This is a genomic window from Ferrovibrio sp. MS7 (genome assembly GCF_038404985.1).
GTDB classification, from domain to species: domain Bacteria; phylum Pseudomonadota; class Alphaproteobacteria; order Ferrovibrionales; family Ferrovibrionaceae; genus Ferrovibrio; species Ferrovibrio plantarum.
Genome location: NZ_JBBKBA010000001.1, coordinates 2,262,150 through 2,286,061 on the forward strand (window position 1 = coordinate 2,262,150; position 23,912 = coordinate 2,286,061).

Consider the following 23,912-nt stretch of genomic DNA (forward strand, 5'->3'; position numbering starts at 1 on the left):
GCGAAGAGCTACCTGTACCCTATGTTCGCAGCCGCAGCAGATTTCCATCACTTAAGCAGCCGACCGGCCAACCGGCGCTGGGTGATGCTTGCCTTGATATTGTCGCTGCTGCTGCATCTGGGCCTGGCCTGGCTGCTCTACCTGCAGCCCTGGAGTCAGGGCCTGAAGATCGCCGAGGCGCCGCTGGAAGTCGAAGTGGTGATCCCGCCGCCAGCACCGCCCCCGCCACCCCCGCCGCAGCCGCAGCGGGCTGCCGAGCCGCCGCCGCCGACAGCGCCCTTGCCCCCGCCGGAAGTGCCGCAATTGCAGCGCGCGCCGCAGGCCGAAAAATCCACCGCGCCGCCACCCAAGGCCCAGGCCGAGGCGCCAAAGCCACTGGCGCCGCCGCCAGCGCCGCCGACACAGCCGCGCACCACCGAGGCCGCCCCGCCGCCGCCGCGCCCGGTGCAACGCCGGACCGAGGCATCATCCGTACCGTTGCCAAAAACGGCAGCGGAAACGATGCAGGCTTTGAAGGTTGCGCCGGAAATGAAGCAGTCTGAGCAGGATTTCTTCCTGTCGCAGATTGTCGACCATTGGCTGCTGAAGCGGGAGGCGCCGCAATTCGAGGAGGTCCAGATCGGCGGCGCTTATCTGGTGCTGCCCAATGGCATGCTGGGGCCGCCCTTCAACGCCAATGATCCGGAAGACTTTCGCCTGATGATCAAGGATTGGGATGTGATCAGCCGGCGCCCGGATTTGGAATCCTTCGCCACGGCGATCCGCACTTTTGTGATTGCCATGCGTCGTGCCCAGCCTTTCGATCTGCCGCCGGATTTTGGCGACAAGCCAAAGCGCATGACGCTGAATTTCCGCGTACGTGATATTCCCTGACCAGGGTCAGCGCTTGATGCCGCGCCGGCCCTGCAGCAGCAAGGCGATGCCGATCAGCGTGGCCACTGCCATCAGCGCGTAAGCGGCGCCATAGCTCATGCCGGCCTTGTCATGCAGGGCGGCGAACAGCGACGGACCGGCCAGCACGCCGGCATAGGTGATGCTGAGGGTGCCGCCGGTGGCGTTGCCGATCTGGCCCGGCGGTGCCTGACGGGCGATCACCGCAATGAACACGCCGTTCCAGCCGATGGCGCAGAAGCCGAACAGCATGGTGGCGGCGGCAATGGCCAACCAGGGCCAATGCGGCGTCATGGCGGCGGTGGCAAAAGCGGCGAGCACGGCGATGGCGCCATTGATGATCAGCACCAGCAGGCCGGAACGCAGCCGGTCTGCAAGCCAGCCCCAGGAGAGGCGGCCTGCGGCGCCGGCCACCTGCACCAGCGCCAGCAGGCTGCCGGCGGCAAGCAGGCTGAACTCGATTTCCGCCACCAGATACGTGACAAGGAAGCCGGTGACGCTCAGCTGCACGGCGGAATAGGCCAGCGAGGCGAGGCCAAGCCAGCGCAGGATCGGGTGGCGCCAGATCATGATCAGGCCATCGAGCGGCCGGCTGAAAATCCGCGTCTCGGTCTCGCGCTCGGCATCCCATTGCTGCCGCACCCGCTGCAACAGCAGGCTGAGGCCCAGCGCCAGCAAGGCGCAGAGCAGCATCGCCGCCTGCCAGTCGAAGGCCAGAGTCATCGGCGGCAGCAGCAGCCCGGCCAGCATGCCGCCGATTGGCACGCCGCATTGCTTGATCGAGAAAATCAGGTTCATCCGCCCGCTGGCGGGCAGCCGGCTGAGCAGCAGCGAGGCTGCCGGATTGGTGAAGCCGTAGCCCGAGCCCATCACCCAGGCACCCAGCGCCATGCTCCACAGGCTGCCATAGGCGGTGAGGGCGCATCCGACGACCGATACCCAGAGCGCGATCTGGCTTGCCCGTGTCGGGCCGAAGCGGCGCACCACGCTGCCGCCGATCAGCGAGGTCAGCATGGCACCAAAATAGACGATGGCGACTTGGTAGCCGACCATGGCCGGGCCGACGCCAAGGGATTCGGCGGCCCGCGGCGCCACGGCGGAAAGGCCGAGCGCACAGAGCGTGGTGAGGGATTGCGTGCCGGTTGTGGCCGCCAGTACCGGCCATACCGGCAGGGCTTGAGTTTGCTGCGTTTCCGTACTGGCGCTCACTGCTGCGCCTGCTGTTGCGCCTGGATCGCCAGCAGATCGGGCCAGCGCGCCAGCTTCTCGCGTGGAGCGCCAGGGCGGGCGGCGGCGATCTCGGCGGCTTCAATGTGTTTCCAGGCGGCGAAATCCAGCACGGCAATACCCTGCTGCTTGAGCCATGCATCCAGGCCGGCACTGCCCGGCTTGGCCGGGGCGGCATCACTGGCGAAATCGGCCAGCAGCCGGTCGGCGACCGTTTTGGCTTCGGAACGATTGGTCGGGATAGTGCCGCTGGGGCCGCGCTTGGCCCAGCCGACCACATAGAGGCCCGGCGCGATCAGGCCGTCGCTGTTCGGCAGCCTGCCGTTCGATGCCGCTGCCGGCAGGTCGCCCTTCGGCGCCGTGTGATAGCCGATGGCGCTGATCACAGTGCCGACGGTCAGCGGCTTGGTGCCGCCGGCAACATGCAGGCCCTCGACGCGGCCGTTGCCGACCAGTTCGAGCGGCGCGCTGTGAAACAGGAAATGCAGCATCACCGGCTTTTCGTCGGTGCGGCCTGCATATTCATGCAGGAGCTGCAGGTTGCGTTCCTTCACCTTGGCCTCATTCGGATCAAGGCCGGCGGGAATGCTGTCGGGCAGGTCGCTCTTGCGCAGCACCGGGCGCAGGCGTTCGAGCTTGCCGAGTTCGGCGAGTTCGGCACTGGTGAAGCTGGCCTCTATCGGGCCGCGGCGACCGATCATGTAGATATCGGTGATGCCGGCGGCCTGGATCGCTGCTGCCGCATGGGCACAGAGATCGCTTGCTGCCAGTTCCGCTGGCGTCTTGGCCAGCAGGCGGGCGATGTCGACGGCCACATTACCCTGGCCGATGATGGCGATACTGTTGCTGAGCTGCGGGTTCAGGTCGGCGAAATCGGGATGGCCGTTATACCAGCCGACGAAAGCCATCGAACCATAGACGCCGGCAAGGTCTGCCCCCGGGATCCCGAGCGGGCGATCCTGGTGCGCGCCAACCGCCAGCACCACGGCATCGTAATGCGCCTGCAGCACGCTGAGCGGCAGGTCGGTGCCGACCTCCAGCCGGCCAAGGAAACGGATATTCGGGTTGGTGAACAGGCGGTCGAATTGCCGCGTCACCGCCTTGGTTCCCTGGTGGTCCGGCGCCACGCCGAAACGCACCAGGCCATAGGGGGTGGGCAGACGGTCGATCACATCGATCTTCAGAGCGGGATTCTGGCGGATCAGGGCATCGGCGCAAAACAGGCCGGAGGGGCCGCTACCGACAATGGCGACATGCTGCAACACTGGGATACCTATGGCCTTTTTTCTTCACGGTCAGTTTATGCGGGCCGGGGTGGCCTTGCAATTAACCGGGGCCGGGCCTATCAACGAAGGGTAGCCTGCCCATGAACGAGCCTGTCTCTTTTCGCATCCTCAACGGTTCCGGTCGCGCACCGGCCGTGCTGCTTTGCGACCATGCCAGCCATGCCGTGCCGGCGGAACTCGGCGATCTGGGCCTGAGCCATGAGCAGATCACCCGACATATCGGCTGGGACCCCGGCGCCGCCCTGGTGACGGAAAAGCTGAGCCGGAGCCTGGATGCGCCGGCTTTGTTCAGCGGCTATTCCCGCCTGGTGATCGATATCAACCGCGCGCCGGATGATCCTACTCTGATCTGCGAGATCAGCGATGGCGTGATCGTGCCGGGCAACCGCGCCCTCGACGATGCCGAACGCCAGCGCCGCATCAGCGCCTATTTCACACCCTACCATTCTGCGGTGGCGGCGCAGATCGACAGCGCATTGCAGCGTTGCGCAAGCCCGGCAGTGCTTTCGATCCATTCCTTTACCCCGCGCATGAAGGGCCGCGACCGGCCCTGGCATGTCGGCATCCTGTGGAACCAGGATGGCCGCCTGGCGATTCCGCTGATGCAGGCCCTGCGCGAGGAGGGCGAACTGGTGGTGGGCGACAACGAGCCCTATAGCGGTCGCAGCCAGGCCGGCTACAGTATCCGCGAACATGGCGAGCGCCGTGGCCTGCCGCATGTGCTGGTGGAAATCCGCCAGGACCTGATCGCGGATGAGGCCGGCGTCGCCGAATGGGCGGCACGGCTGGACCGCTGCTTCCGCCGCATCCTGGCCGAAAACGGCACCGCGATCCTCGCTGCATAAGCCATGGCCGATTTCACCATCGGCATCGAGGAGGAATATCTGCTGGTGCAGCGCGCCAGCGGTGTCCTGGCCGTGGAGCCGCCCGATGCCATGCTGGCCGAGGCACAGCAGGTGGCCGGCGGCCAGGTCAACCCGGAATTCCTCAAATGCCAGATCGAGGTTGCCACCGGGGTCTGTGGCAGCCTGGGTGAAGCACGTGCCGATCTGGTACGGCTGCGCCGTGCCGTGGCAGAGGTTGCCGCGCGCCACGGCCTGGCGCCGATTGCCGCCGGCACGCATCCCTTCGGGCGCTGGGCCGAACAGCGGCATACCGACCGGCCGCGCTATGATGCCCTGGCCAGCGACCTTGCCGGCGTCGCCCGCCGCCTGGTGATCTGCGGCCTGCATGTGCATGTCGGCATCGCTGACGAAGATCTGCGCATCGACCTGATGAACCAGGTCAGCTACTTCCTGCCGCATCTGCTGGCTTTGTCCACATCGTCGCCATTCTGGCAGGGCGAGGTGACCGGCTTGCAGAGCTACCGTGTCTCGATCTTCGACAGCCTGCCGCGTACTGGCCTGCCGGAGCGGTTCGAGAGCTGGGGCGAATATCAGCGGATGGTCGGCCGCATGGCGGGGGCGGGCCTGATCGACGATGGCACCAAGCTGTGGTGGGATATCCGCCCTTCGGCGCGTTTCCCGACCCTGGAACTGCGTGTCACCGATGTCTGCACGCGGCTGGATGATGCCATCAGCATCGCGGCGCTCTATCGCGGCCTGCTCGCCGCGCTGTTGCGGTTGAAGCAGCGCAACCAGCGCTGGCGGCTTTATGCCAATGCCCTGATCGACGAGAACCGCTGGCGTGCCGCGCGCTATGGCGTCGAGGGCCGGCTGGTGGATTTCGGCAAGGGCGAGGCGGTGGACTATGCCCTGCTGCTGGAGGAACTGATTGAACTGGTGCGCGAGGAAGCCCAGGCCGGCGGCTATTGGGCGGAAGTGCTGGGCGCGCGGGCTATCCTGGCGCGGGGCACTTCGGCGCAGCGCCAGTTGCAGGTCTACCGCGCCGCCCTAGATAACGGATTGGACCATGCCGCGGCGCTCCGGGCCGTGGTAGACTGGCTGTGCCAGGAAACACTGAATTTTGATTGAAGGAGAGGGCGATGACCCAGGCCATCGACGATAAGACCCGCACCGAGCTGGAAGCTGCCGCCTTCCGCCGCCTGCTGCAGCATCTCGGCGAACGCACCGATGTGCAGAATATCGACCTGATGAACCTGGCCGGTTTCTGCCGCAATTGCCTGTCCAACTGGTATCAGGCCGCCGCCGAGCAGAAGGGCATCGCGCTGGACAAGATGGCGGCGCGCGAGATCGTTTACGGCATGCCCTACCCGGAATGGCAGGCGAAGTACCAGAAGGAAGCCTCGGCCGAGCAGAAGGCGAAATTCGCCGATGCCCAGAAGGCGCATAACCACTGAGTTGACCCCAGGGGCGACCTATTGAGTTTGCCCACAAGCTGTCATGTTGCTTGTGGATAACTAAGGCGCGGCGGTTCCGCGCCGGCCCGCCTCGGCTATAATCCGGTCCCTGGAATTCCGCCTAGCCTGAGGATTGTCATGGCCACCAAGTTGAAGACCGGCAATTTCGCCGCCGACCAGCTCCAGCAGCTCGTCATGCGCATCGAGCGCCTGGAAGAAGAGAAGAAGGCCCTGGCCGACGATGTGAAGGAAGTCTATGCCGAGGCCAAGGGCCATGGCTTCGACATCAAGATCCTTCGCCAGGTGATTCGCCTGCGCAAAATGGACAAGGCCGACCTGGACGAGCAGACCGAATTGCTCGACCTCTATATGGGCGCGCTCGGCATGCAAGAGGCGGCGGAGTGAGATGCAACGCGGCGCCGCGCTAGTCCTTAGCGTCGCCGCCGCTTTGCTGCCGGCCCTTCCAGCCGTTGCCCAGGGCCGTCCGCCGATCGTCACAGACGACGCCCAGGCATGCGTCACCGTCGCCAATCTGACGCAATATAACTGGCCGATCCGTATCAAGCGCGAAGGCCGCGTGCATTCCACGGTGAATTCCAAGCCGCGTGAAGTGACGCGCTATTGCGCGCCGGACCGCCTTGGCTCCGGCGAATTCATTTATGTGATCCTGCTGTCGTCCTGGCTGCCGCTCGGCGAATGCAAGCTGCGCAATCGCGGCACCATGGAAATCTTCCGCGAACCCAGCACCGAGACGGATAGCGGCGAAGTCACCCGTATCAAATGCTACGAAGGGCGCTGAGCTAAGCGCGCTGCGCTTCCAGCCATTTCGTCACCTCCGGCATCACCAGGGCCGGCTGCCGCACCCAGCGGAAATGGTCGATCTTCTCGAAACCCAGCGCCTTGGGATCGAGGTGGATGCGGGTGAGGGCGGCCTTGGACATCTTGCCGATCAGCGCATCCATGGTGTGGCGCGGCGCAAAGAAATCACCCTGCAATGAGATCGCCAGCACTGGCAGCGTCACCTCGGCGAGTTTCGGCTCGTAATCGACGCGCGGCTGGCCGAGCATGAAGCGGCCGGTGCGCGCCTGGCGTGCCCAGTCGCGCATCACGCCGCGCGCCTCGCGGCCGGCGAAGCGGAAACGCTTGCCGGGAAAATGGCCCAGCAGCCGCCCGATCTGGCCCGCCACCTGGCTGTAGAGCAGGAAGGGGAAACCCCAGAGTTTCCAATGCACCGAGCAGGCCGCGATGATGATCAGGCCATCCAGCTTCGCCGGCTGGGTGCTGGCATAGAGGTTGCTGATCTGGCCGCCGAGGCTGTGGCCGAGCAGATAGAATTTCGATGCCGGAAAACGCGCCTGCATCGCCTGCACCGCCAGCGGCCAGTCCTCATGCAGCATGTCGTGGTAGCTGAAATCGTAATCCCAGCCGGGTCGCTTCGCATCCTCGGCGGCTTCATGGCCGCGCAGTTCGGAAACGCCGACATGGCAGCCGGCGGCATGCAGGGCTTCCGCCAGCAGGCTGTAATAGCCGGCCTGCACGCCCATCGCCGGCTGGATCAGGATGGCGGGTGCGTCGGCCCGTTCATGCTGAAGCAGCGTCAGCGTGAAGCGCGTGCCATTGTTCCGCGTGAGGGTGACTTGTTCGCTCATGCCGCAATCAGGCCATGAGCTAGGCTGCTTGGCAATTACCTTTCTGGTAATGACGCAGCGGCATGCCGCGAGGGAAATGCCGATTTTATCCCTCTCCGTCACCCTCGCGGAAGCGAGGGTCCCATTTTGCCGAAAATGGGATACCGGCTTTCGCCGGTATGACACAGAAAAGGATTTCTACTCCGCCGCCGTCGCCAGCGGGGCCGGGTTGCGGAAGCTGGCGAGCAGGGCAGCTTCCTTTTCCTTCGCCGCCTGCAGGTGCTTCAGCTTCACATGGCCGTAGCCACGGATTTCCTCCGGGATCGCCGCCAGTTCCACCGCCAGGGCGTGATTGGCCGGGGTGAGGTTGGCGCAGAGTTCGGTGAGCAGCTTTTCGTAATCCTTGATCAACTGCCGCTCGGTCTTGCGCTCCTCGGTGTAGCCGAAGATATCCAGGGCCGTGCCGCGCAGATGCTTGAAGCGGGCCAGCACACCGAAGGCCTTCAGCATCCAGGGGCCGAACTGCATCTTCTTCGGCAGGCCGGTCTGCGGGTCTTCCTTGGTCAGCAGCGGCGGCGCGAGGTGGAATTCCAGTGTGAAGTCGCCCTCGAACTGCGCATTCAGCTTGGCCTTGAAGTCGCCATCGGTATAGAGCCGCGCCACTTCATACTCGTCCTTGTAGGCCATCAGCTTGTAGGCATAGCGCGCCACGGTTTCGGCGAGGCCGGTGAAGCCCTTGGCCTTGGCGGTTTCCGCCTGGCGCACGCTTTCCACCAGCGCCTTGTACTTCTCGGCATAGGCCTTGTCCTGGTAGGCGACAAGCAGGTCATAGCGCTTGGCGACGATGTCTTCCAGGCTGGTGGCGAAGACCTGCAATTCCGCTGGCGGGATCGCCGGGCGGGCTATTGCTTCCACCATCTTCGGGTCCTGGGCATAGAGTCGGCCCCAGTTCAGTGCGCGGATATTGCCTTCCACGGCGGCGCCGTTGAGTTCAATGGCCTTGAGCACGGCATTGAGCTTGAGTGGGATCAGGCCGCGCTGCACGGCATAGCCGAGCATGAACATGTTGGTGGCGATGGCATCGCCCATCAACGCCGTGGCGATGCGGGTGCCTTCGAGGAATTCGCTCAGGTTGTCGCCGGCTGCCTTGCGGATCGCCTGCACCATGCCGCTCTCGTCGAACTGGATATTCGGGTTGAGCGTGAAGGCGGCGGTTGGCGTGCGGTGGCTGTTGATCACCACGCGGGTGGCGCCGCTATGCATCTTGTCCAGTGCGTCGGGGCTGGCTGCCACCACCATGTCGCAGCCCAGCACCAGGTCGGCGCCGCCGGCGGCAACGCGCACGGCGTGGATGTTTTCCGGCTCGCGCGCAATGCGCACATGGCTCAGCACGGCGCCGTTCTTCTGCGCCAGGCCGGTGAAATCCAGCACGCTGGTGCCGTAGCCTTCCAGATGCGCCGCCATGCCGAGAATCTGCCCGATGGTGACAACGCCAGTGCCGCCGATACCGGTGATCAGGATGTTGTAAGGCTGTTCCAGGCCCGGCACTTCCGGCTTCGGCAGCTTCTCGATCATCGCCGCGATATCGGCTTCCGAGGGGCCGCTCTTGCTCGCCTGCACCTTGGCGCGCTTCAGGCGGCCGCCATGCACGGTGACGAAGGAGGGGCAGAAGCCGTTGACGCAGGAGAAGTCCTTGTTGCAGGCCGACTGGTTGATCTTGCGCTTGCGGCCAAGTTCGGTTTCCAGCGGCTCGACCGAGACGCAGTTGGATTTCACCGAGCAATCGCCGCAGCCTTCGCAGACGGCATCATTGATGAAGGCGCGCTTCTGCGGGTCGGGGAAGGTGCCGCGCTTGCGGCGGCGGCGCTTCTCGGCGGCGCAGGTCTGGTCGTAGACCAGCACGGTGCAGCCCTCGATCTCGCGCAATTCCTTCTGCACGGCATCCAGTTCGTCGCGGTGGCGGATAGTCACGCCCGGCGCCCAGGGGGTATCCACCGGGTATTTGTCGGGATCGTCGGTCACCACCACGATCTTCTTGGCGCCTTCGCCATAGACCTGCTGCGTTATAGAAGCCGGATTGAGTACGCCGTCATGCTGCTGACCGCCGGTCATCGCCACGGCGTCGTTGTAGAGGATCTTGTAGGTGATGTTCACCTTGGCGGCGATCGACTGGCGCACCGCCAGCAGGCCGGAATGGAAATAGGTGCCATCGCCCAGGTTAGCGAAGATATGCTTCTCGTTGGTGAACGGTGCCTGGCCGACCCAGGGCACGCCTTCGCCGCCCATCTGGGTGAAGGTGGCGGTCTCGCGGTTCATCCACAGCGCCATGAAATGGCAGCCGATGCCTGCGGCGGCGCGGCTGCCTTCCGGCACGCGGGTGGAGGTGTTGTGCGGGCAGCCGGAGCAGAAATACGGCGTGCGCTGGGTGGTTACTTTCAGCGCATTCTTTTCGCGCACCTTCTGCTCCAGGAAGGCGATGCGCTCTTCCATCAGCGGATTGGTATAGAACCGCTTGATGCGGTTGTAGATGGCGCGCGCCACCATGCCGGGATTGATTTCGCCGGCGGACGGCAGAATCCACTCGTGGTTTTCATCGAACTTGCCGACCACGCGGGGACGCACATCCTCGCGCCAATTGTAGAGCTGTTCCTTGAGCTGGTTCTCGATCATGGCGCGCTTTTCTTCCACGACCAGGACTTCCTCGAGCCCTTCCGCGAAATGCCGGGCGCCTTCGCGCTCCAGCGGCCACACCATGCCGACCTTGTAGAGCCGGATGCCGATTTCGGCGGCCAACTTGTCGTCGATGCCGAGTTCATCCAGCGCCTGGCGTACATCAAGATAGGACTTGCCAGTGGTGATGATGCCGAGCCTGGCGCGCGGGCTGTCGATCACCACGCGGTCGATCTTGTTGGCGCGGGCGAAGGCCAGCGCGGCATAGACCTTGTGCTGCTGCAGGCGCAGTTCCTGCTCCAGCACGCCATCCGGCCAGCGGATATTGAGGCCACCTTCCGGCATGGCGAAGTCGGTCGGGTATTGCAGCACCAGGCGTTCAGGGTCGATGGAAACACTGGCCGAGCTTTCCACCGTCTCGGTCTGGCATTTGAAGCCGACCCAGATACCGGCATAGCGCGACATCGCCCAGCCGATCAGGCCGTAATCGAGGAATTCCTGCACGCTGGCGGGATTCAGCATTGGAATCATCGCCGCCATCATCATGTGCTCGGACTGATGCGCCAGCGTGGAGGAAGCCGCACCGTGGTCGTCGCCGCACAAGGCCAGCACACCGCCATTGGGCGAGGTGCCGGCGGAATTGGCATGCTTGAACACGTCCATGGCGCGGTCGACGCCGGGGCCCTTGCCATACCAGATGCCGAACACGCCGTCGTAATTGGCGCCCGGGAACATGCCGACCTGCTGGCTGCCCCAGACCGAGGTGGCGGCCATGTCTTCATTCAGGCCGGGCTGGAAATGGATGTGATTCTCTTTCAGGAACTTGCGCGCCTTCCAGAGCTGCTGGTCGAACATGCCGAGCGGCGAGCCGCGATAGCCGGAGATGAAGCAGCCGGTATTCAGGCCAGCCAGCAGGTCGCGCTTACGTTGCAGCATGGGCAGGCGAACCAGCGCCTGGGTGCCGGTGAGGAACACACGCCCTTTTTCCAGGGTGTATTTGTCGTCGAGCGTGACATTCGTCAGCATCCCGTTTTTCCTCCTGCTGGCGCATTGCCACCGGCCCTTGGGGTCTGGACCAAATAGGTAAGCAATACTGACCTAATTATAAACCAGCCCGTGCCTGAGTCGATAGTCTTATTATCGCCGGGCAGGCGCTATCCGGGCTGGTTGCTCTTTGCTTTGATTCTGGTAGATAGCCGGCCATAGTCAATGAGAGGCACCGCCTAAGCGTTCCAGTCGAGCGTTCCGGGGCGGTTTTCCGGCCCGCATAAGGACCTGTACATGACCGTTCTGCTCACCGGTGCCGCCGGTTTCATCGGATACCATGTCGCCGAGGTGCTGCTGGGGCGCGGGGAAGAGGTCATCGGCGTTGACAATCTGAACGACTATTACGATCCCGCCCTGAAGCAGGCCCGCCTGGCCCGGCTGCAGGGTCGCAAGGGCTTCCGCTTCCTGAAACTGGATATCTCCGATTGGGATGCCATGCGCGAGGCGCTGGCGCATGAGCCGGTCACCCGCGTGGTGCACCTCGCCGCCCAGGCCGGCGTGCGCTATTCGCTGATCAATCCCTTCGCCTATATCCGCGCCAACCTGATGGGCCATACCACGATCCTGGAGCTGTGCCGGCAATGGCCCCAGCTTAAGCACCTGGTCTATGCCTCATCCTCCTCGGTCTATGGCGGCAACACCAAGCTGCCGTTTGCGGTGGAGGACCGCGTCGACCAGCCGGTGTCGCTCTATGCTGCCACCAAGAAGGCCGACGAACTGATCAGCCACGCCTATTCACATCTGTTCCAGATTCCGCAGACCGGCCTGCGCTTCTTCACCGTCTATGGTCCCTGGGGCCGGCCGGACATGGCGATGTATCTGTTCACCAAGGCGATCCTGGAAGGCAAGCCGATCGACGTGTTCAATCACGGCGACATGCAGCGCGACTTCACCTATATCGACGACATCGTGCGCGGCATCATCGCCTGCCTCGACAATCCGGCGCCGCCGAACGAGCAGGGGCGGCCCTACAAGGTCTACAATATCGGCAACAACAAGCCGGAAGAGCTGCTGCGCCTGATCGAGGTGCTGGAACAGGCTTTGGGCCGCAAGGCCGAGAAGCGCCTGCTGCCGCTGCAGCCCGGCGACGTGAAGTCCACCTATGCCGATATCGAGGCGATCCGCAACGACCTCGGTTTCCAGCCCACCACGCCGATTGATGTCGGCGTGCCGCGTTTCGTCGAATGGTACCGCAATTACCATGGGCGGAATGAGGCATGAGCGACATCAACCCGGAAGGCGTCGATCCCAAGGTCATCGACGCCTATATCCGCCAGGGCATTCCGCATTGCGGCGCCACCGGCATGCGGCTGGTGCGGATGGCGGCGGAAGATACCGTGATGGCGCTGCCCTATAACCCGGATCTGGTGGGTGACCCCACCACCGGCGTGCTGCATGGCGGCGCGGTGACAGCGCTGATCGATACCGTGTGCGGCATGGCGGTGCTGGCTGGCACGCGCAAGCTGCAGGCCATCGCCACGCTGGATCTGCGCATAGACTATCTGAAGCCGGCACGGGCGCAGGCGGAATTGCTCGCTGCCGCCCATTGCTACAAGATCACCCGCACCATCGCCTTCGTGCGTGCCCGCGCCTATCACGAGGATGCGCCGGACGATCTGATCGCCTCCTGCGTCGCCACCTTCATGCTGGGTTCCTCCGACAAGCCGGCGGTAAGCCTGCGCCGCAAGGAGAAGCCGGCATGAGCAGCGATCTGGAGACTTTCGTCCGCGAGGCACGCCAGGCCGAGGATTATGCCCGCTTTGTGCAGGCCGTGCCTTACCTGCGCTTCCTGGGCCTGTCCGTGCGCAAGGGCGCCGAAGGGCCGGTCTGCGTGCTGCCGGCCGACCCCAAGCTGATCGGCAACGCGCAACTGCCGGCTTTGCATGGCGGCGTGATCGGCGCGCTGCTGGAATCGGCAGCGATTATCCAGCTCATCTTTGCCGCCGAGACCGACACGATTCCGAAGATCATCGACCTGAGCGTGGATTACCTGCGCTCGGCCCGCCCGGTGGAAACCTTCGCCCGCGCCACCATCACCAAGCATGGCCGCCGCGTCGCCAATGTGCGCGCTGAAGCCTGGCAGGACGATCCGGCCAAGCCGGTCGCCGCCGCCCACGCGCATTTCCTGCTGGGGTAATCGCCCCCCCATTCGTCATGCCCGGACTTGATCCGGGCATCTGTCTCGGATTGCAAGAGATCCCCGGGTCAGGCCCGGGGATGACGATTTGCGATCAATTCAACTGCGCATACACCGCGCGGGCAATCGGCAGCAGCTTGTCGCGCTCCAGCGCGCCGACCAGGGCGTAGCCATAGCCGCCATCGATCCAGTAGAAGCCGGCGGCGCCGTTCTGCTCGTTGAAATGGAAGGCGGTGTCAGTGCCGGGTTCGCCGGAGCGGACATAGAGCGTCAGCCGTTCGCCGCGCTTGTTCTCGTACATGAACTGCGCCGCCGCGCCATTGCTGGCTGCCGGCAGCAGCCGCCCGCCGATCAGGCTGAAGCCGGCTTCCGCCAGATACGGCGCCTTGAGCTGGGTGCCGAGGCGCTTGGAGAGCCAGGCGACGAGATGCTTTTCTTCCGCCGCCGGCACTTCCACCGGATGCAGCACTTCCGCCGTATAGAGCAGATGCGCGCGGGCCGCCTCACGTGACAGCGGCGCTGCTGCCACCTGCGGCTGGCGTTCCAAAACACTGCCGCGGCCCCACCAGCCGAGGCCGGCGCCCAGGGCAGCCACCAGCAGCAGCGCGGCGATACGCGGCAATGCCTTGCGTGCACGCTCGGCGAAAGTCGGGCGCAGGAACACAGCGCCGAGCATCGCCGGCATTGCATCATTGGATTGGACATCATCAAGCTGCGCGCCGAAATGCTGGCGCAGGGCATCGGCCTGTTCCTGCCAGGCGGTGACGCGCGCGGCGGCCTCCGGGTTGCGCAGCAGATAGGCCTCGACGCGGCTGCGTTCGGCGCCGTTCAGCCGGTCATCGACATAGGCATGCAGCGTCGCGTCGTCGATGCTCTCGTCGCGGTCGCTCATTTCACTCTCCTCAGGCTCGGGCTTTTCTGGCGCGGGCGGTTCGGGTCGGCATCGCTTTCGCCATGCAGCAGGCGGTGCAGCCGGTCGCGGGCGCGGGTCAGGCGCGACATCACGGTGCCAAGCGCCACGCCCTGCACGCGGGCGCATTCCTCGTAGCTCAATCCTTCCACGGCGACCAGCAGCAGTAGGCTGCGCTGTTCCTCGCTCAGGCTATCCAGGGCGGTTTGCATATCCAGCAGTTCCAGCCGCTCGAACTGGCCGCCGCTCACCGCCGGTTCGTCGGCGTCATCCAGCGCTGCGCCATCCGGGCGCCGGCCTTCGCGGCGCAGGCCATTGGCCCAGGTATTGTGCAGGATGGCGAACAGCCACGGGCGCAACGCGCCGTCGTCGCGCCGCTGGCCCCAGGCAGCCAGCGCCTTGGCCAGGCTATCCTGCACCAGGTCATCGGCTTGGGCCGCATCGCGGCAGAGCGAACGGGCATAGCGTCGCAAGCGGGGAATCTCCGCTTCCAGCAGATGCGGCGGTTGGCGCCTAAATAGCATCAGAGAAACAGCACAGCATCGGGCGAATCCGGCCCGGGCGCGGCTCGATTGCGCCGCCCGGGCCGGCAGCATGCCTCAGGGCCGGGCGACGTGCCAGGCATTGTTGAGGAAACCGTCGCCGGTGGTGTCGCCCGGCTTGGTATCCTTGGCCCAGGCATAGAGCGGCTTGCCCTTGTAGGCCCACTGCTTGCCGCCATCGTCGCGGGTGATGATGCTCCAGTCGCCCATCGGCTTGGCGTCGGCTGCCGCCATCAGCGGCGGCCAGTTGGTGGCACAGGGGCCGTTGCAGGCCGATTTGCCAGGCGTGGCGTCGCGGTCGAAGGTATAGAGCGTCATGCCCTTGGCATCGGTGAGTACGCTGCCGATGGCGGTGCTGCCGGGCTTGGCCGGCGCCATGTCGGCGGCGCAGGCCGCCAGCAGCAGGGCCAGCCCGAAGCCGGCCAAGGTGGTCTTGAGAGTGCGGGTGGTCTTGATCGTCATATGGTTCCCCTTCTTGGGTGGTTGCACTGTCCTGCCCTCTTTAGGTGAGACGCGCGGGAATGTGATTTATTCCGTCTTGCCGCCGGAAAATTGCGGCACTAACCTCAAGCTCATGCGGATCGGCTGGAGTCTCCTCGTTTTTCTGCTGATTTTCGCGGCGCCCGCCCGGGCCGCCGAGTCGCTCGATGCGCTGTTCGACAAGCTGCATGAAACCGAAAACCCGATCGAAGCCCGCCAGATCGAGCGCAAGATCTGGGAAGCCTGGGGCGTTTCCGGCTCCGACACCCTGGACAGCCTGCTGCAATCCGGCATCCAGTTGATGAACCAGGGCGAGTTGCAGCGCGCCGATCAGGTTTTCACCGCCATGATCGAGCTGAAGGGCGATTTCGCCGAAGCCTATAACAAGCGCGCCACGGTGCGCTTCATGGCCGGCGACTATGCCGGTTCGGTGGCCGATGTGGAGCGCACGCTGCGTCTGGAACCGCGCCATTTCGGCGCGCTGGCCGGCCTGGGCCTGATCATGGAGCGGGTCGACAACCTGCCCGAGGCGCTGCGCGCCTATCGCCGCGCCATGGCGGTGAACCCGCATCTGGCGGATATGGCGAACAAGCTGAAGGAAGTCCGCCGCAAGCTGGACGCCAAGGAACTTTAGCCGCTTCTAGAATTTGAAGATGAATACCACTGCCGCCACCAGGCAGGCGAAGGCGGCGAGATAGTTCCAGCGGATCGCTTCGCCGAGATAGAAGATCGAGAACAGCGCGAAGACGCCGAGCGTGATCACCTCCTGGGTGATCTTGAGCTGCGCCGCCGTGAAGCCGCCGGTGGTGAAGCCGATGCGGTTGGCCGGCACCGCCAGGCAATATTCGAACAGCGCGATGCCCCAGCTTATGGCAATCACCTTCCACAGCACCTGTTCAGGGAATTTCAGGTGCCAGTACCAGGCGAAGGTCATCAGCACATTGGAGCCGATCAGCAGCAGTATCGTGGTCATGAAGGGGCTCCGGGATGTCAGGCCTTGGCGATGCGCAGCACATTGGTGCGGCCGGGCGTGCCGAAAGGCACGCCGGCGGTGATGACGAGATAGTCGTTCGGCTTGGCCAGGCCGCTTTCGCGCGCCATGGCTGAAGCACGCTGCACCATGTCGGAGAAATCCACCGCATCGGGCGAGACCACCGGGTTGACGCCCCAGGCCAGCGCCAGGCGCCGCGCCGTGGCGGTAGAGGGCGTGAGGCAGAGGATCGGCGATTTCGGCCGTTCGCGCGCCGCGCGCAAAGCCGTGGAGCCGGACATGGTGTAGGTGACGATGGCGACGGCGTTGATGGTTTCCGCCACCTGGCGCGCGGCCGCCGTGATCGCATCGGCGGAGGTGGAATCCGGGCTGGCATGCTCGGCATCCATGATGCCGCGGTAATGCGGATCGCGTTCGACCTGGGCGGCAATCGAATCCATGGTGGCGACGGCGGCCACCGGATGATCGCCGGACGCGGTTTCCGCCGAGAGCATCAGCGCATCGGCGCCGTCATACACGGCGGTGGCGACATCCGAGACTTCGGCGCGGGTCGGCACCGGCGCCTTGATCATGCTTTCCAGCATCTGGGTGGCCACCACGACAGGTTTGCCGGCACGCCGCGCCAGCCGCACGATGCGCTTCTGCAGGCCCGGCACTTCCGCCAGCGGCAATTCGACGCCGAGATCGCCGCGCGCCACCATCAGCGCATCGGCCAGTTCCACCAGCCGGGGCAGGCAGGTGATCGCCGCCGGCTTCTCGATCTTGGCCAGCAACGCCGCGCGGCCCTGGATCAGCCCGCGTGCTTCCTCCAGATCCTCGGGCCGCTGCACGAAGCTCAAGGCCACCCAGTCGACGCCCATATCCAGTGCCACCGCCAGGTCGGCGCGGTCCTTCGGCGTCAGCGGGCTCATCGGGATCAGCGCGCCGGGCAGGTTGACGCCCTTGCGGTCGCTCAGGCGCCCGCCCACCAGCACCTCGGCCTCGGCCCAGCCGGCCCCGGTGGCCACCACTCTGAGGCGCAGCTTGCCGTCATCCAGCAGCAATTCGGCGCCGACGCCCAAGGCTGCCATTACCTCCGGATGTGGCAGCGCGACCCGGCTCGAATCGCCCGGTGCCGCTTCGCCATCGAGGCGGAAACGCTGCCCGGCCACCAGCTCCACGGCGCCTTCCTTGAAGGTGCCGATACGCAGCTTGGGGCCCTGCAAATCGGCCAAGAGGCCGATGGGCTGGCCCATTTCCCGCTCCAATGCCCTCACGGCATGGATGCGGGCGCGGTGATCGTCATGGCTGCCATGGCTGAAATTCAGCCGAAAAACATCGGCACCGGCCTCCACCAGGGCGCGAATCTGCTCCGGCTGCGAACTGGCCGGACCCAGGGTGGCGACGATTTTGACATTCCGCGTGCGGTGCATGGCCGATTCCTTCTTTCCCGTCAGCCTAGGGGCAACCGGGCCGCGACCCAAGGGAATCCGTGGATTATGCTACGGCTAGGCGTTGCGGCATATGCTGCGGCGCAGTAAAAGTCTGCCGCATCGCAGCATCCCGGAGCCAGCCATGGACATCGCACGCATTCCGGTGGGGAAGAACCCGCCCCACGACGTCAACGCCGTGATCGAAATCCCGGCCGGCGGCGTGCCGGTGAAGTACGAGCTGGACAAGGATTCCGGCGCGCTGTTCGTCGACCGCTTCATCCACACCGCGATGTTCTACCCGGCGAATTACGGCTTCATCCCGCACACGCTCTCGGGCGACGGCGACCCCTGCGACATCCTGGTGGTGAGCCATATCCCGGTGGTGGCCGGCGCGGTGATCCGCTCGCGGCCGATCGGCGCCCTGCTGATGGAAGACGAAGCCGGCGGCGACGAGAAGATCATCGCCGTGCCGGTGGACAAACTGCACCCGTTCTACACCGATGTGCGCACCTACGAAGACCTGCCGGCCAGCCTGCTGACCCAGATCGAACACTTCTTCAGCCACTACAAGGACCTGGAGAAGGGCAAGTTCGTCAAGAACACCCAGTGGGTCGGCCCGGAAGAAGCCGCCAAGCTGATCACCGATGGCGTGAAGCGCGCGGCCGGCTTGAGCTAACACTTCCTACCAGTCTCGTCATCCTCGGCCCAGTCTCGTCATCCTCGGCCCAGTCTCGTCATCCTCGGCCTTGAGCCGAGGATCTCCCGCAAGCACAGACTCCAGCCGCCACGCGGCCTGAGATGCCTGGCTCAAGGCCGGGCATGACGACGGGTTTTGGCGTCTATCTTACCCCCTTGCATCGCGGATAATGCTCTCGGCGGCCTTCTCCGCGATCATCAGGGTCGGCGAGGCCGTATTGCCCGAGGTGATCAGCGGCATTGCCGAGGCATCCACCACGCGCAAGCCATCAATGCCGCGCACCCGCAACTCGCCATCCAGCACCGCCATGCGGTCGTGGTCCGGCCCCATCTTCGCGGTCGACACTGGATGGAAGATGGTGGCGCCGAGATCGCCCGCCGCCTTTACCATGTCGGCCTCGCTCGCCACCCCGGGGCCGGGCAGGTATTCCTCCGGCTCATAGGGCGCCAGCGCCCGGGCCTGTGCCAGCCGCCGCGTCAGCTTGATGCTGTCCACCGCCACGCGCTGATCCTCTGGTGTCGAGAGATAATTCGGCTGGATCGCCGGGGCGGTGAAAGCATCGCGGCTCTTGATCCGCACATGGCCGCGCGACGTCGGGCGCAGATTGCAGATACTGGCGGTGAAGGCGGGAAACTTGTGCAGCGGATCGCCGAACTTATCCAGCGACAACGGCTGGATGTGATACTCGACATTCGCCGTGGCATGCTCCGGGCTTGAGCGCGTGAACATGCCGAATTGCGAGGGCGCCATGGTCAGCGCGCCGCGCCGGAATAGCGCATATTCCAGCGCGATCTTCGCCTTGGCGAAGAGCGACTGATCGAGTTCGTTGATAGTCGTGACGTTCTTCACCTTGTAGATCAGCCGCACCTGCAGATGATCCTGCAGATTCTCGCCGACGCCGGGTGAGTCATGCAGCACCGGGATGCCATGCTGCTGCAACAGCGCCCCCGGCCCGATGCCCGATAGCTGGAGCAGTTGCGGCGAGGCGATGGCGCCAGCGGTGAGCAGCACTTCGCGCGCCGCGCGCACGCGGTAGCGGCGGCCATTCAGCGTGTAGATCAGCCCGGTGGCGCGGCGGCCTTGCAATTCGATCCGCTCGGCATGGGCCTGCAGGCGCACGGTGAGATTCTGCCGGTGCATCACAGGCTTGAGGAAGCCCGTCGCCGCCGACCAGCGCCGGCCCTTATGCTGGTTGACCTGGAAATAGCCCGCGCCTTCATTGTCGCCGCCATTGAAATCCGCCACCGGCGGAATGCCGATTTCAGCACCAGCGCGGCCCACGGCATCCAGGATATCCCAGCGCACGCGCGGCTGCTCGACGCGCCATTCGCCGCCGCTTTTGTGCAGCGGAGCCTCACCGGCGAAATGATTCTCATGCTTGAGGAAATAGGGCAGCACATCATCCCAGCCCCAGCCGGTGAGGCCAAGCTGGCGCCAGGCATCGTAATCGGCGGCCTGGCCGCGCATGTAGACCATGGCGTTGATCGCGGTGCAGCCGCCCAGCACCTTGCCGCGCGCATAGCCGATGGAACGGCCATTCAGCCCCGGCACTGCCTCGGTCTTGAAGCACCAGTCGGAACGCGGATTGCCGATGGCGAACAGATAGCCGATGGGAATGTGAAACCAGATCCAGGTGTCGTCGCCGCCGGCTTCCAGCACCAGCACGCGGCGCGATGGATCGGCGGAAAGCCGGTTGGCCAGCAGCGACCCCGCCGTGCCGCCACCAACGATCACGTAATCGAATGTGCCGCCATCCTCGAAATCTTCAGCCATGCGTTTCTCCCTTGGCCGCCAGTTTAGGGAAGCCGGGGTGAGGGCGGGAAGGCGCGGCGGAGGGGTAAAACAACTTTACCGAAAATGGGATTTGCAAAAATGGGATGTGCAAAAATGGGATGCTGGCCTGGATACAGAATGGGATGCCCGCCTGCGCGGGCATGACAAGGAAAACAAATAAGGTCGTCATGCTGGCGAAAGCCAGCATCCCATTTCCATATCCCGACGCTTCCCAAACGCTTCCCAAAGCTTCCCGGACATTCCGGCGATTTTGTCACAGGGCTGTTTTCCGCTGTTTACCGACAAAACACTATACAGAACATTATGCGAACAGTCAATCGGCCACTATAGCGCCCCCAGCCCCTACAACGCCCCCAGCAGCGTCATGCCGCCATCCACCAGGATGGATTGCCCCGTCACATAGCCGGCCAGCGGCGAGGCCAGGAACAGCACCGCGCCGGCAATGTCGTCGGGCGTGCCGATGCGGCCCAAGGGCAGGCGGGCGGCCACGGCGGCTTCATTGCCGGCCTGGTTGGCGGTCAGCTTGGTCGGCACGAAGCCGGGGCCGACGCCGTTCACCCGGATGCCCTGCTTGCCCCATTTGATCGCCAGCGCCTTGTTCAGATGCTTCAGCCCGATCTTGCTGGCGGAATAGGCCGGGTTGTTGCGCGCCGCCTGCTCGGCCACCACGGAATCGAGATTGACGATGGCGCCGCCGTGCTTGCCTAAAGCCGGCTGCAGGGTGGCGCACACATCCATGATGCCGGTGAGGTTGATATCCAGCACGCGGGCAAAGCCGGCGCGCTCGAATTCCTGGCCCCGATACAGCACCGTGCCGACGCAGTTCACCAGCACATCCAGTTCGGGAAACAGCGGCGCGAGTGCCGCCACCGAAGCCGGGTCGGAGACATCCAGGCGCTGGAAGCCAAGCCCGGAGAAATCCTGGGCATAGCTTGCCGCCTCGCGCGTGCCGGTGACGGTGACGCGGGCACCCAGCGACGCGAAGGCCCGCGCCACGCCATAGCCGATGCCATCCGAGCCGCCAGTAACCAGCACGCTCCTGCCGGTGAAATCCAACGCGCCCGCGAAGCCTGCTGCGGCCATTTTTCCCTCCCGTTTATCGCCCGATCCTTGCCCAGCATGATGGGCGATCCGGCCGCGCCCTGGAAGCCGCCAATAGCCTCGGCGGAGTGGCATTCGCGCCGCCCGGCGCCGTATACTGGGGCGGAGTATCAGGCCATGCGCCAGGGTGGGACCGACGCGATGACCACACGTAAAAGCCGCCTCCACGCCGAATTGAATCCGGCGCTGGATGACGCGCCGCGCCTCTGCGCGCTGCGCGACTATTGGCGTGCGCGCTGCCCGGCCGATGGCGGCATCCCCCGGCGCCAGGATATCGACCCGACGCAACTGAAAGAGCATCTCGGCAGCCTGTTCATCGCCGAGCCGATAGAAGGCGGCGCCGATTTCCGCTACCGCCTGATCGGCGCCGATCTCACCGCCATACACGGCCATGAATTCACCGGCTCGAAAGTGAGCGAACTCTTCTGGGGTTTCTCCGCCGAGGACGCCGCCACGGTGATCAACGCCTATCAGATCGTGGTGCGCAAACACGTGATCCTGCGTGCCGGCGGCGCCGTGCTCTGGGCCGGCAAGGACTACCTGCCCTTCGACTCCCTCCACCTGCCGATCCTGGCCCCAGACGGGCAGAGCACCTGGCTGCTGGGGGAGTTGATGTTTTTGGGGTAGGGGGGCGAGAGGACGGCGTCGGCCTGTGAAGTGCTAGATATAGGCCGAAGCCTAAAGAGCGCGGTCCTACTGGTGAAATCGGATACGCTAGCAGAGTCCTTTCACCATTATTTCCTCGCGTATATCGCTTGGTGACTACTTGCCTTGATTAGGTGATCGACTGGAATCTTGGCGATTTTTAACGACTAAGGCCGTGCCTTCGGGCGGATATTTGAGAGCAGATGAACGCGAAAAGCATATGTACAAAATTGATAGTTAGGCATAAGAACATTTTATAATTGTATATTTTTAAATTTATGGCCAGCATAGCACGGCATAAATTCAATTATTGATGGATCTTTAAAATGGCTCAAAACGCTAAAAAAAACAAAACTGCCACTAAGAAATCGACGAATAGTAGGAAGACCAACCCCACAACAAAAATGAATTGGGCTCAGCTTATGTCGAGAAAAAGGTTGGGGGTAGAAGCTAGCCCGTCCGATAAAAACCCTCAATTTCCAGAAACAATTTCTATTGAGGAAAGGACCCAATTTGAGTCTGACATCGACCGGATAATATACTCGGGCGCATTTAGACGGCTGGGGCGAAAGACCCAAGTTCACCCATTGGCAGCGAACGATCATATTCACACACGTTTGGCCCATAGTCTCGAAGCGTCGCGAATGGGAAAAGCTTTGGGGAGAGCTATTGGTGTTGAATTAAAACGCCAAAAGAAATTACCTCGCGATATATCACCGGAGGACATATCAACGGTCGTTCAAGCCGCTTCTCTTGCTCATGATCTAGGAAACCCTCCGTTTGGTCATGGAGGGGAAGAGGCAATGGCTCATTGGTTTGAAATTAACGGACCGGAGTTTTTCAAATTCTTTAATAAAGAATATCAAAACGATTTGATTAATTTTGAAGGTAATGCTCAAGGTTTTCGAATTCTCACTCAAACAGAGCGAAGACTTTTCAAAGGTGGTGTTCGACTGACTTGTGCGACATTGGCTGCTTTCCAGAAATATCCCTGGACTAGTCAAAAGAAGGGAAAAAAGTTTGGTGCATTTTTATCTGAGAAAAACATTTTAGAGCAGGTGGCTAAAGAAACCGGATTAATCCAAAAAAATGATCATGAATGGTGTCGGCATCCATTGGCCTATTTAGTCGAAGCTGCGGACGATATCTGTTATGCAATTATTGATATTGAGGATGCTGTAGAATTAAAAATTATTACATATGAGCGGGCACGTGACGCGCTATTAAGCGCTTTTGATTCTGATAGCGCAAAAAGAATTCGAGAAGACTTGAACCCTGAGGGAAACAGTAGAGAAAATCTTGCGATAATAAGAAGTCATATTTTTGATATTGCGGTCCCGGCAGTCAAGGAAGGCTTCATGAATGGATATGATGATATAATGTCTGGCGTTATGTCCGGTTCAATATTTGGGAAAATGCAAGAATACAAAAGGTTCAATCAATTTATTCTAGATGCCAAAAAAATCGCGCACGAGGAAATATTCAAAGATAGAAGAAAAATTGAAAATGAGATTGGCGCATATGCAATTTTTGACACGACATTGAAGGCATTCTGTGAAGCAGCAATAAATAAAGCCAGAGTTTTGTCACATGACCCAAAGCGATCTGAGAGTAGTGAAAAAAGACAGAGTGATACAGCTTTGTCGTGGAAGTCTGATTTAGTTCTTAAATTGCTTGGACATCATGCTCCCTCAGGGACAAATGTGCCTGGAGAGCAAGAAACCTGGACGGAATATCAATGCTTACGGCGAGTGATAGACTACGTAAGTGGTATGACAGATAATTACGCTACGTATATTTCAAAGCAACTTCAGGGCATGGGTTTTTCCGGGGGGCAACGCCCCTAGATATCAGAAAAGGGCTCGGGATTGCTCCCGAGCCCTTCGGCGTTCTCTAACAAGAGATTCGCTGTGATCGATCAGGTCTCCACAGGAGACCTGCTATCCAGCTTGCTCCCGAGTGTCCACTGGACACTCGTCCGCTGCGCTGCCCTTCGGGCCTCTGCGCCCACGAGCCTCCACTGGAGGCTCGCGCGCTTAGAGCCTATCGGACTTTGAGCCGTAGGCTTAAATCGAAAGGGCTCGGGATTGCTCCCGAGCCCTTCAGCATTCTCTAACAAGGGATCCGCTGTTCGCGATCAAGTCCGCACTGCGGA

Annotated in this window: 25 protein-coding genes; 13 read left to right on the forward strand and 12 right to left on the reverse strand. The window is 63.0% G+C overall.

Going from position 1 to position 23,912, the window contains the following annotated elements:
- Positions 1–21: 21 nt before the first annotated feature.
- Positions 22–873 carry a hypothetical protein gene (locus V6B08_RS10805; protein ID WP_341980521.1) on the forward strand — a complete coding sequence of 284 codons (852 nt, stop codon included), beginning with the start codon at positions 22–24 and terminating at the stop codon, positions 871–873.
- 6 nt (positions 874–879) lie between these two features.
- Here V6B08_RS10805 and V6B08_RS10810 read toward each other — a convergent pair whose 3' ends face one another.
- The gene (locus tag V6B08_RS10810; RefSeq protein WP_341980523.1) at positions 880–2,100 is read right to left on the reverse strand and encodes an MFS transporter; all 1,221 of its coding nucleotides are present in this window, start codon (positions 2,098–2,100) and stop codon (positions 880–882) included.
- Positions 2,097–3,383, reverse strand: a complete 1,287-nt coding sequence (locus V6B08_RS10815; protein WP_341980525.1) for an FAD-dependent oxidoreductase — start codon at positions 3,381–3,383, stop codon at positions 2,097–2,099. The genes V6B08_RS10810 and V6B08_RS10815 overlap by 4 nt, the downstream gene beginning before the upstream one ends.
- 101 nt (positions 3,384–3,484) lie before the next feature.
- Between V6B08_RS10815 and V6B08_RS10820 the strand changes: the two genes are divergently transcribed.
- The 5 genes from V6B08_RS10820 (at position 3,485) to V6B08_RS10840 (ending at position 6,502) form a co-directional block, all read left to right on the forward strand.
- Positions 3,485–4,249, forward strand: a complete 765-nt coding sequence (locus tag V6B08_RS10820) for an N-formylglutamate amidohydrolase (RefSeq protein WP_341980527.1) — start codon at positions 3,485–3,487, stop codon at positions 4,247–4,249.
- A 3-nt stretch (positions 4,250–4,252) separates the two neighbouring features.
- Complete coding sequence (locus tag V6B08_RS10825; protein ID WP_341980528.1) at positions 4,253–5,377, forward strand: carboxylate-amine ligase; 1,125 nt, start codon at positions 4,253–4,255, stop codon at positions 5,375–5,377.
- 11 nt (positions 5,378–5,388) lie between these two features.
- The gene (locus V6B08_RS10830; protein WP_341980530.1) at positions 5,389–5,703 is read left to right on the forward strand and encodes a DUF1244 domain-containing protein; all 315 of its coding nucleotides are present in this window, start codon (positions 5,389–5,391) and stop codon (positions 5,701–5,703) included.
- A gap of 138 nt (positions 5,704–5,841) precedes the next feature.
- A complete protein-coding gene (locus V6B08_RS10835) occupies positions 5,842–6,108 on the forward strand; it encodes a DUF2312 domain-containing protein (RefSeq protein WP_341980532.1) in 267 nt (88 codons plus the stop codon).
- A gap of 1 nt (position 6,109) precedes the next feature.
- Positions 6,110–6,502, forward strand: a complete 393-nt coding sequence (locus V6B08_RS10840; protein ID WP_341980534.1) for a hypothetical protein — start codon at positions 6,110–6,112, stop codon at positions 6,500–6,502.
- A 1-nt stretch (position 6,503) separates the two neighbouring features.
- Here the strand turns inward: V6B08_RS10840 and V6B08_RS10845 are convergent, their stop codons facing one another.
- Positions 6,504–7,352 carry an alpha/beta hydrolase family protein gene (locus V6B08_RS10845; RefSeq protein WP_341980536.1) on the reverse strand — a complete coding sequence of 283 codons (849 nt, stop codon included), beginning with the start codon at positions 7,350–7,352 and terminating at the stop codon, positions 6,504–6,506.
- 177 nt (positions 7,353–7,529) lie between these two features.
- Complete coding sequence (locus tag V6B08_RS10850; protein WP_341980538.1) at positions 7,530–11,027, reverse strand: indolepyruvate ferredoxin oxidoreductase family protein; 3,498 nt, start codon at positions 11,025–11,027, stop codon at positions 7,530–7,532.
- Positions 11,028–11,282: 255 nt separating this feature from the next.
- Here V6B08_RS10850 and V6B08_RS10855 point away from each other — a divergent pair, with 255 nt between their 5' ends.
- The 3 genes from V6B08_RS10855 to V6B08_RS10865 are packed head-to-tail and all read left to right on the forward strand — an operon-like array spanning position 11,283 to position 13,185.
- The gene (locus V6B08_RS10855; protein WP_341980539.1) at positions 11,283–12,269 is read left to right on the forward strand and encodes an NAD-dependent epimerase; all 987 of its coding nucleotides are present in this window, start codon (positions 11,283–11,285) and stop codon (positions 12,267–12,269) included.
- On the forward strand, positions 12,266–12,751 hold the full coding sequence (locus V6B08_RS10860) for a PaaI family thioesterase (RefSeq protein WP_341980540.1): 486 nt from the start codon (positions 12,266–12,268) through the stop codon (positions 12,749–12,751). Before V6B08_RS10855 ends, V6B08_RS10860 begins: the two co-directional genes overlap by 4 nt.
- A complete protein-coding gene (locus V6B08_RS10865; protein ID WP_341980542.1) occupies positions 12,748–13,185 on the forward strand; it encodes a PaaI family thioesterase in 438 nt (145 codons plus the stop codon). Before V6B08_RS10860 ends, V6B08_RS10865 begins: the two co-directional genes overlap by 4 nt.
- 94 nt (positions 13,186–13,279) lie before the next feature.
- Here V6B08_RS10865 and V6B08_RS10870 read toward each other — a convergent pair whose 3' ends face one another.
- The 3 genes from V6B08_RS10870 to V6B08_RS10880 all read right to left on the reverse strand — a co-directional run bounded on the left by V6B08_RS10870 (position 13,280) and on the right by V6B08_RS10880 (position 15,099).
- A complete protein-coding gene (locus V6B08_RS10870) occupies positions 13,280–14,077 on the reverse strand; it encodes an anti-sigma factor family protein (RefSeq protein WP_341980544.1) in 798 nt (265 codons plus the stop codon).
- A complete protein-coding gene (locus V6B08_RS10875; protein WP_440588805.1) occupies positions 14,074–14,568 on the reverse strand; it encodes an RNA polymerase sigma factor in 495 nt (164 codons plus the stop codon). Before V6B08_RS10875 ends, V6B08_RS10870 begins: the two co-directional genes overlap by 4 nt.
- A gap of 126 nt (positions 14,569–14,694) precedes the next feature.
- Positions 14,695–15,099 carry a COG4315 family predicted lipoprotein gene (locus V6B08_RS10880; RefSeq protein WP_341980548.1) on the reverse strand — a complete coding sequence of 135 codons (405 nt, stop codon included), beginning with the start codon at positions 15,097–15,099 and terminating at the stop codon, positions 14,695–14,697.
- Positions 15,100–15,160: 61 nt separating this feature from the next.
- Between V6B08_RS10880 and V6B08_RS10885 the strand changes: the two genes are divergently transcribed.
- The gene (locus tag V6B08_RS10885) at positions 15,161–15,751 is read left to right on the forward strand and encodes a tetratricopeptide repeat protein (RefSeq protein WP_341980549.1); all 591 of its coding nucleotides are present in this window, start codon (positions 15,161–15,163) and stop codon (positions 15,749–15,751) included.
- Between the two features lie 6 nt (positions 15,752–15,757).
- Here the strand turns inward: V6B08_RS10885 and V6B08_RS10890 are convergent, their stop codons facing one another.
- The gene (locus tag V6B08_RS10890) at positions 15,758–16,090 is read right to left on the reverse strand and encodes a DMT family protein (protein ID WP_341980550.1); all 333 of its coding nucleotides are present in this window, start codon (positions 16,088–16,090) and stop codon (positions 15,758–15,760) included.
- A 17-nt stretch (positions 16,091–16,107) separates the two neighbouring features.
- Positions 16,108–17,520, reverse strand: a complete 1,413-nt coding sequence (gene pyk, locus V6B08_RS10895; RefSeq protein ID WP_341980551.1) for a pyruvate kinase — start codon at positions 17,518–17,520, stop codon at positions 16,108–16,110.
- 142 nt (positions 17,521–17,662) lie between these two features.
- Between pyk and ppa the strand changes: the two genes are divergently transcribed.
- Positions 17,663–18,196 (forward strand): inorganic diphosphatase, encoded by a 534-nt coding sequence (ppa, locus tag V6B08_RS10900; RefSeq protein WP_341980552.1) that lies wholly within the window; start codon positions 17,663–17,665, stop codon positions 18,194–18,196.
- A 168-nt stretch (positions 18,197–18,364) separates the two neighbouring features.
- Here ppa and V6B08_RS10905 read toward each other — a convergent pair whose 3' ends face one another.
- From V6B08_RS10905 to V6B08_RS10915, 3 genes are all read right to left on the reverse strand, one after another.
- Positions 18,365–19,990: a GMC family oxidoreductase gene (locus V6B08_RS10905; RefSeq protein WP_341980554.1), complete on the reverse strand. Its 1,626-nt coding sequence runs from the start codon at positions 19,988–19,990 to the stop codon at positions 18,365–18,367.
- Positions 19,983–20,198: a hypothetical protein gene (locus V6B08_RS10910; RefSeq protein ID WP_341980556.1), complete on the reverse strand. Its 216-nt coding sequence runs from the start codon at positions 20,196–20,198 to the stop codon at positions 19,983–19,985. Before V6B08_RS10910 ends, V6B08_RS10905 begins: the two co-directional genes overlap by 8 nt.
- A 155-nt stretch (positions 20,199–20,353) precedes the next feature.
- Complete coding sequence (locus V6B08_RS10915) at positions 20,354–21,094, reverse strand: SDR family NAD(P)-dependent oxidoreductase (RefSeq protein ID WP_341980558.1); 741 nt, start codon at positions 21,092–21,094, stop codon at positions 20,354–20,356.
- Positions 21,095–21,253: 159 nt separating this feature from the next.
- Between V6B08_RS10915 and V6B08_RS10920 the strand changes: the two genes are divergently transcribed.
- The gene (locus tag V6B08_RS10920; RefSeq protein WP_341980560.1) at positions 21,254–21,739 is read left to right on the forward strand and encodes a PAS domain-containing protein; all 486 of its coding nucleotides are present in this window, start codon (positions 21,254–21,256) and stop codon (positions 21,737–21,739) included.
- Positions 21,740–22,083: 344 nt separating this feature from the next.
- The gene (locus V6B08_RS10925; RefSeq protein WP_341980562.1) at positions 22,084–23,604 is read left to right on the forward strand and encodes a deoxyguanosinetriphosphate triphosphohydrolase; all 1,521 of its coding nucleotides are present in this window, start codon (positions 22,084–22,086) and stop codon (positions 23,602–23,604) included.
- Positions 23,605–23,912: the final 308 nt, after the last annotated feature.

Coding starts and splice junctions, on each gene's coding strand:
- V6B08_RS10865 (WP_341980542.1), top strand. CDS start 12,748: ATGAGCAGCGATCTGGAGACTTTCGTCCGCGAGGCACGCCAGGCCGAG.
- V6B08_RS10920 (WP_341980560.1), top strand. CDS start 21,254: ATGACCACACGTAAAAGCCGCCTCCACGCCGAATTGAATCCGGCGCTG.
- V6B08_RS10830 (WP_341980530.1), top strand. CDS start 5,389: ATGACCCAGGCCATCGACGATAAGACCCGCACCGAGCTGGAAGCTGCC.
- V6B08_RS10855 (WP_341980539.1), top strand. CDS start 11,283: ATGACCGTTCTGCTCACCGGTGCCGCCGGTTTCATCGGATACCATGTC.
- V6B08_RS10880 (WP_341980548.1), bottom strand. CDS start 15,099: ATGACGATCAAGACCACCCGCACTCTCAAGACCACCTTGGCCGGCTTC.
- V6B08_RS10825 (WP_341980528.1), top strand. CDS start 4,253: ATGGCCGATTTCACCATCGGCATCGAGGAGGAATATCTGCTGGTGCAG.
- V6B08_RS10850 (WP_341980538.1), bottom strand. CDS start 11,027: ATGCTGACGAATGTCACGCTCGACGACAAATACACCCTGGAAAAAGGG.
- V6B08_RS10805 (WP_341980521.1), top strand. CDS start 22: ATGTTCGCAGCCGCAGCAGATTTCCATCACTTAAGCAGCCGACCGGCC.
- pyk (WP_341980551.1), bottom strand. CDS start 17,520: ATGCACCGCACGCGGAATGTCAAAATCGTCGCCACCCTGGGTCCGGCC.
- V6B08_RS10915 (WP_341980558.1), bottom strand. CDS start 21,094: ATGGCCGCAGCAGGCTTCGCGGGCGCGTTGGATTTCACCGGCAGGAGC.
- V6B08_RS10905 (WP_341980554.1), bottom strand. CDS start 19,990: ATGGCTGAAGATTTCGAGGATGGCGGCACATTCGATTACGTGATCGTT.
- V6B08_RS10835 (WP_341980532.1), top strand. CDS start 5,842: ATGGCCACCAAGTTGAAGACCGGCAATTTCGCCGCCGACCAGCTCCAG.
- V6B08_RS10925 (WP_341980562.1), top strand. CDS start 22,084: ATGGCTCAAAACGCTAAAAAAAACAAAACTGCCACTAAGAAATCGACG.
- V6B08_RS10820 (WP_341980527.1), top strand. CDS start 3,485: ATGAACGAGCCTGTCTCTTTTCGCATCCTCAACGGTTCCGGTCGCGCA.
- V6B08_RS10840 (WP_341980534.1), top strand. CDS start 6,110: ATGCAACGCGGCGCCGCGCTAGTCCTTAGCGTCGCCGCCGCTTTGCTG.
- V6B08_RS10845 (WP_341980536.1), bottom strand. CDS start 7,352: ATGAGCGAACAAGTCACCCTCACGCGGAACAATGGCACGCGCTTCACG.
- V6B08_RS10870 (WP_341980544.1), bottom strand. CDS start 14,077: ATGAGCGACCGCGACGAGAGCATCGACGACGCGACGCTGCATGCCTAT.
- ppa (WP_341980552.1), top strand. CDS start 17,663: ATGGACATCGCACGCATTCCGGTGGGGAAGAACCCGCCCCACGACGTC.
- V6B08_RS10860 (WP_341980540.1), top strand. CDS start 12,266: ATGAGCGACATCAACCCGGAAGGCGTCGATCCCAAGGTCATCGACGCC.
- V6B08_RS10910 (WP_341980556.1), bottom strand. CDS start 20,198: ATGCTGGCTTTCGCCAGCATGACGACCTTATTTGTTTTCCTTGTCATG.
- V6B08_RS10890 (WP_341980550.1), bottom strand. CDS start 16,090: ATGACCACGATACTGCTGCTGATCGGCTCCAATGTGCTGATGACCTTC.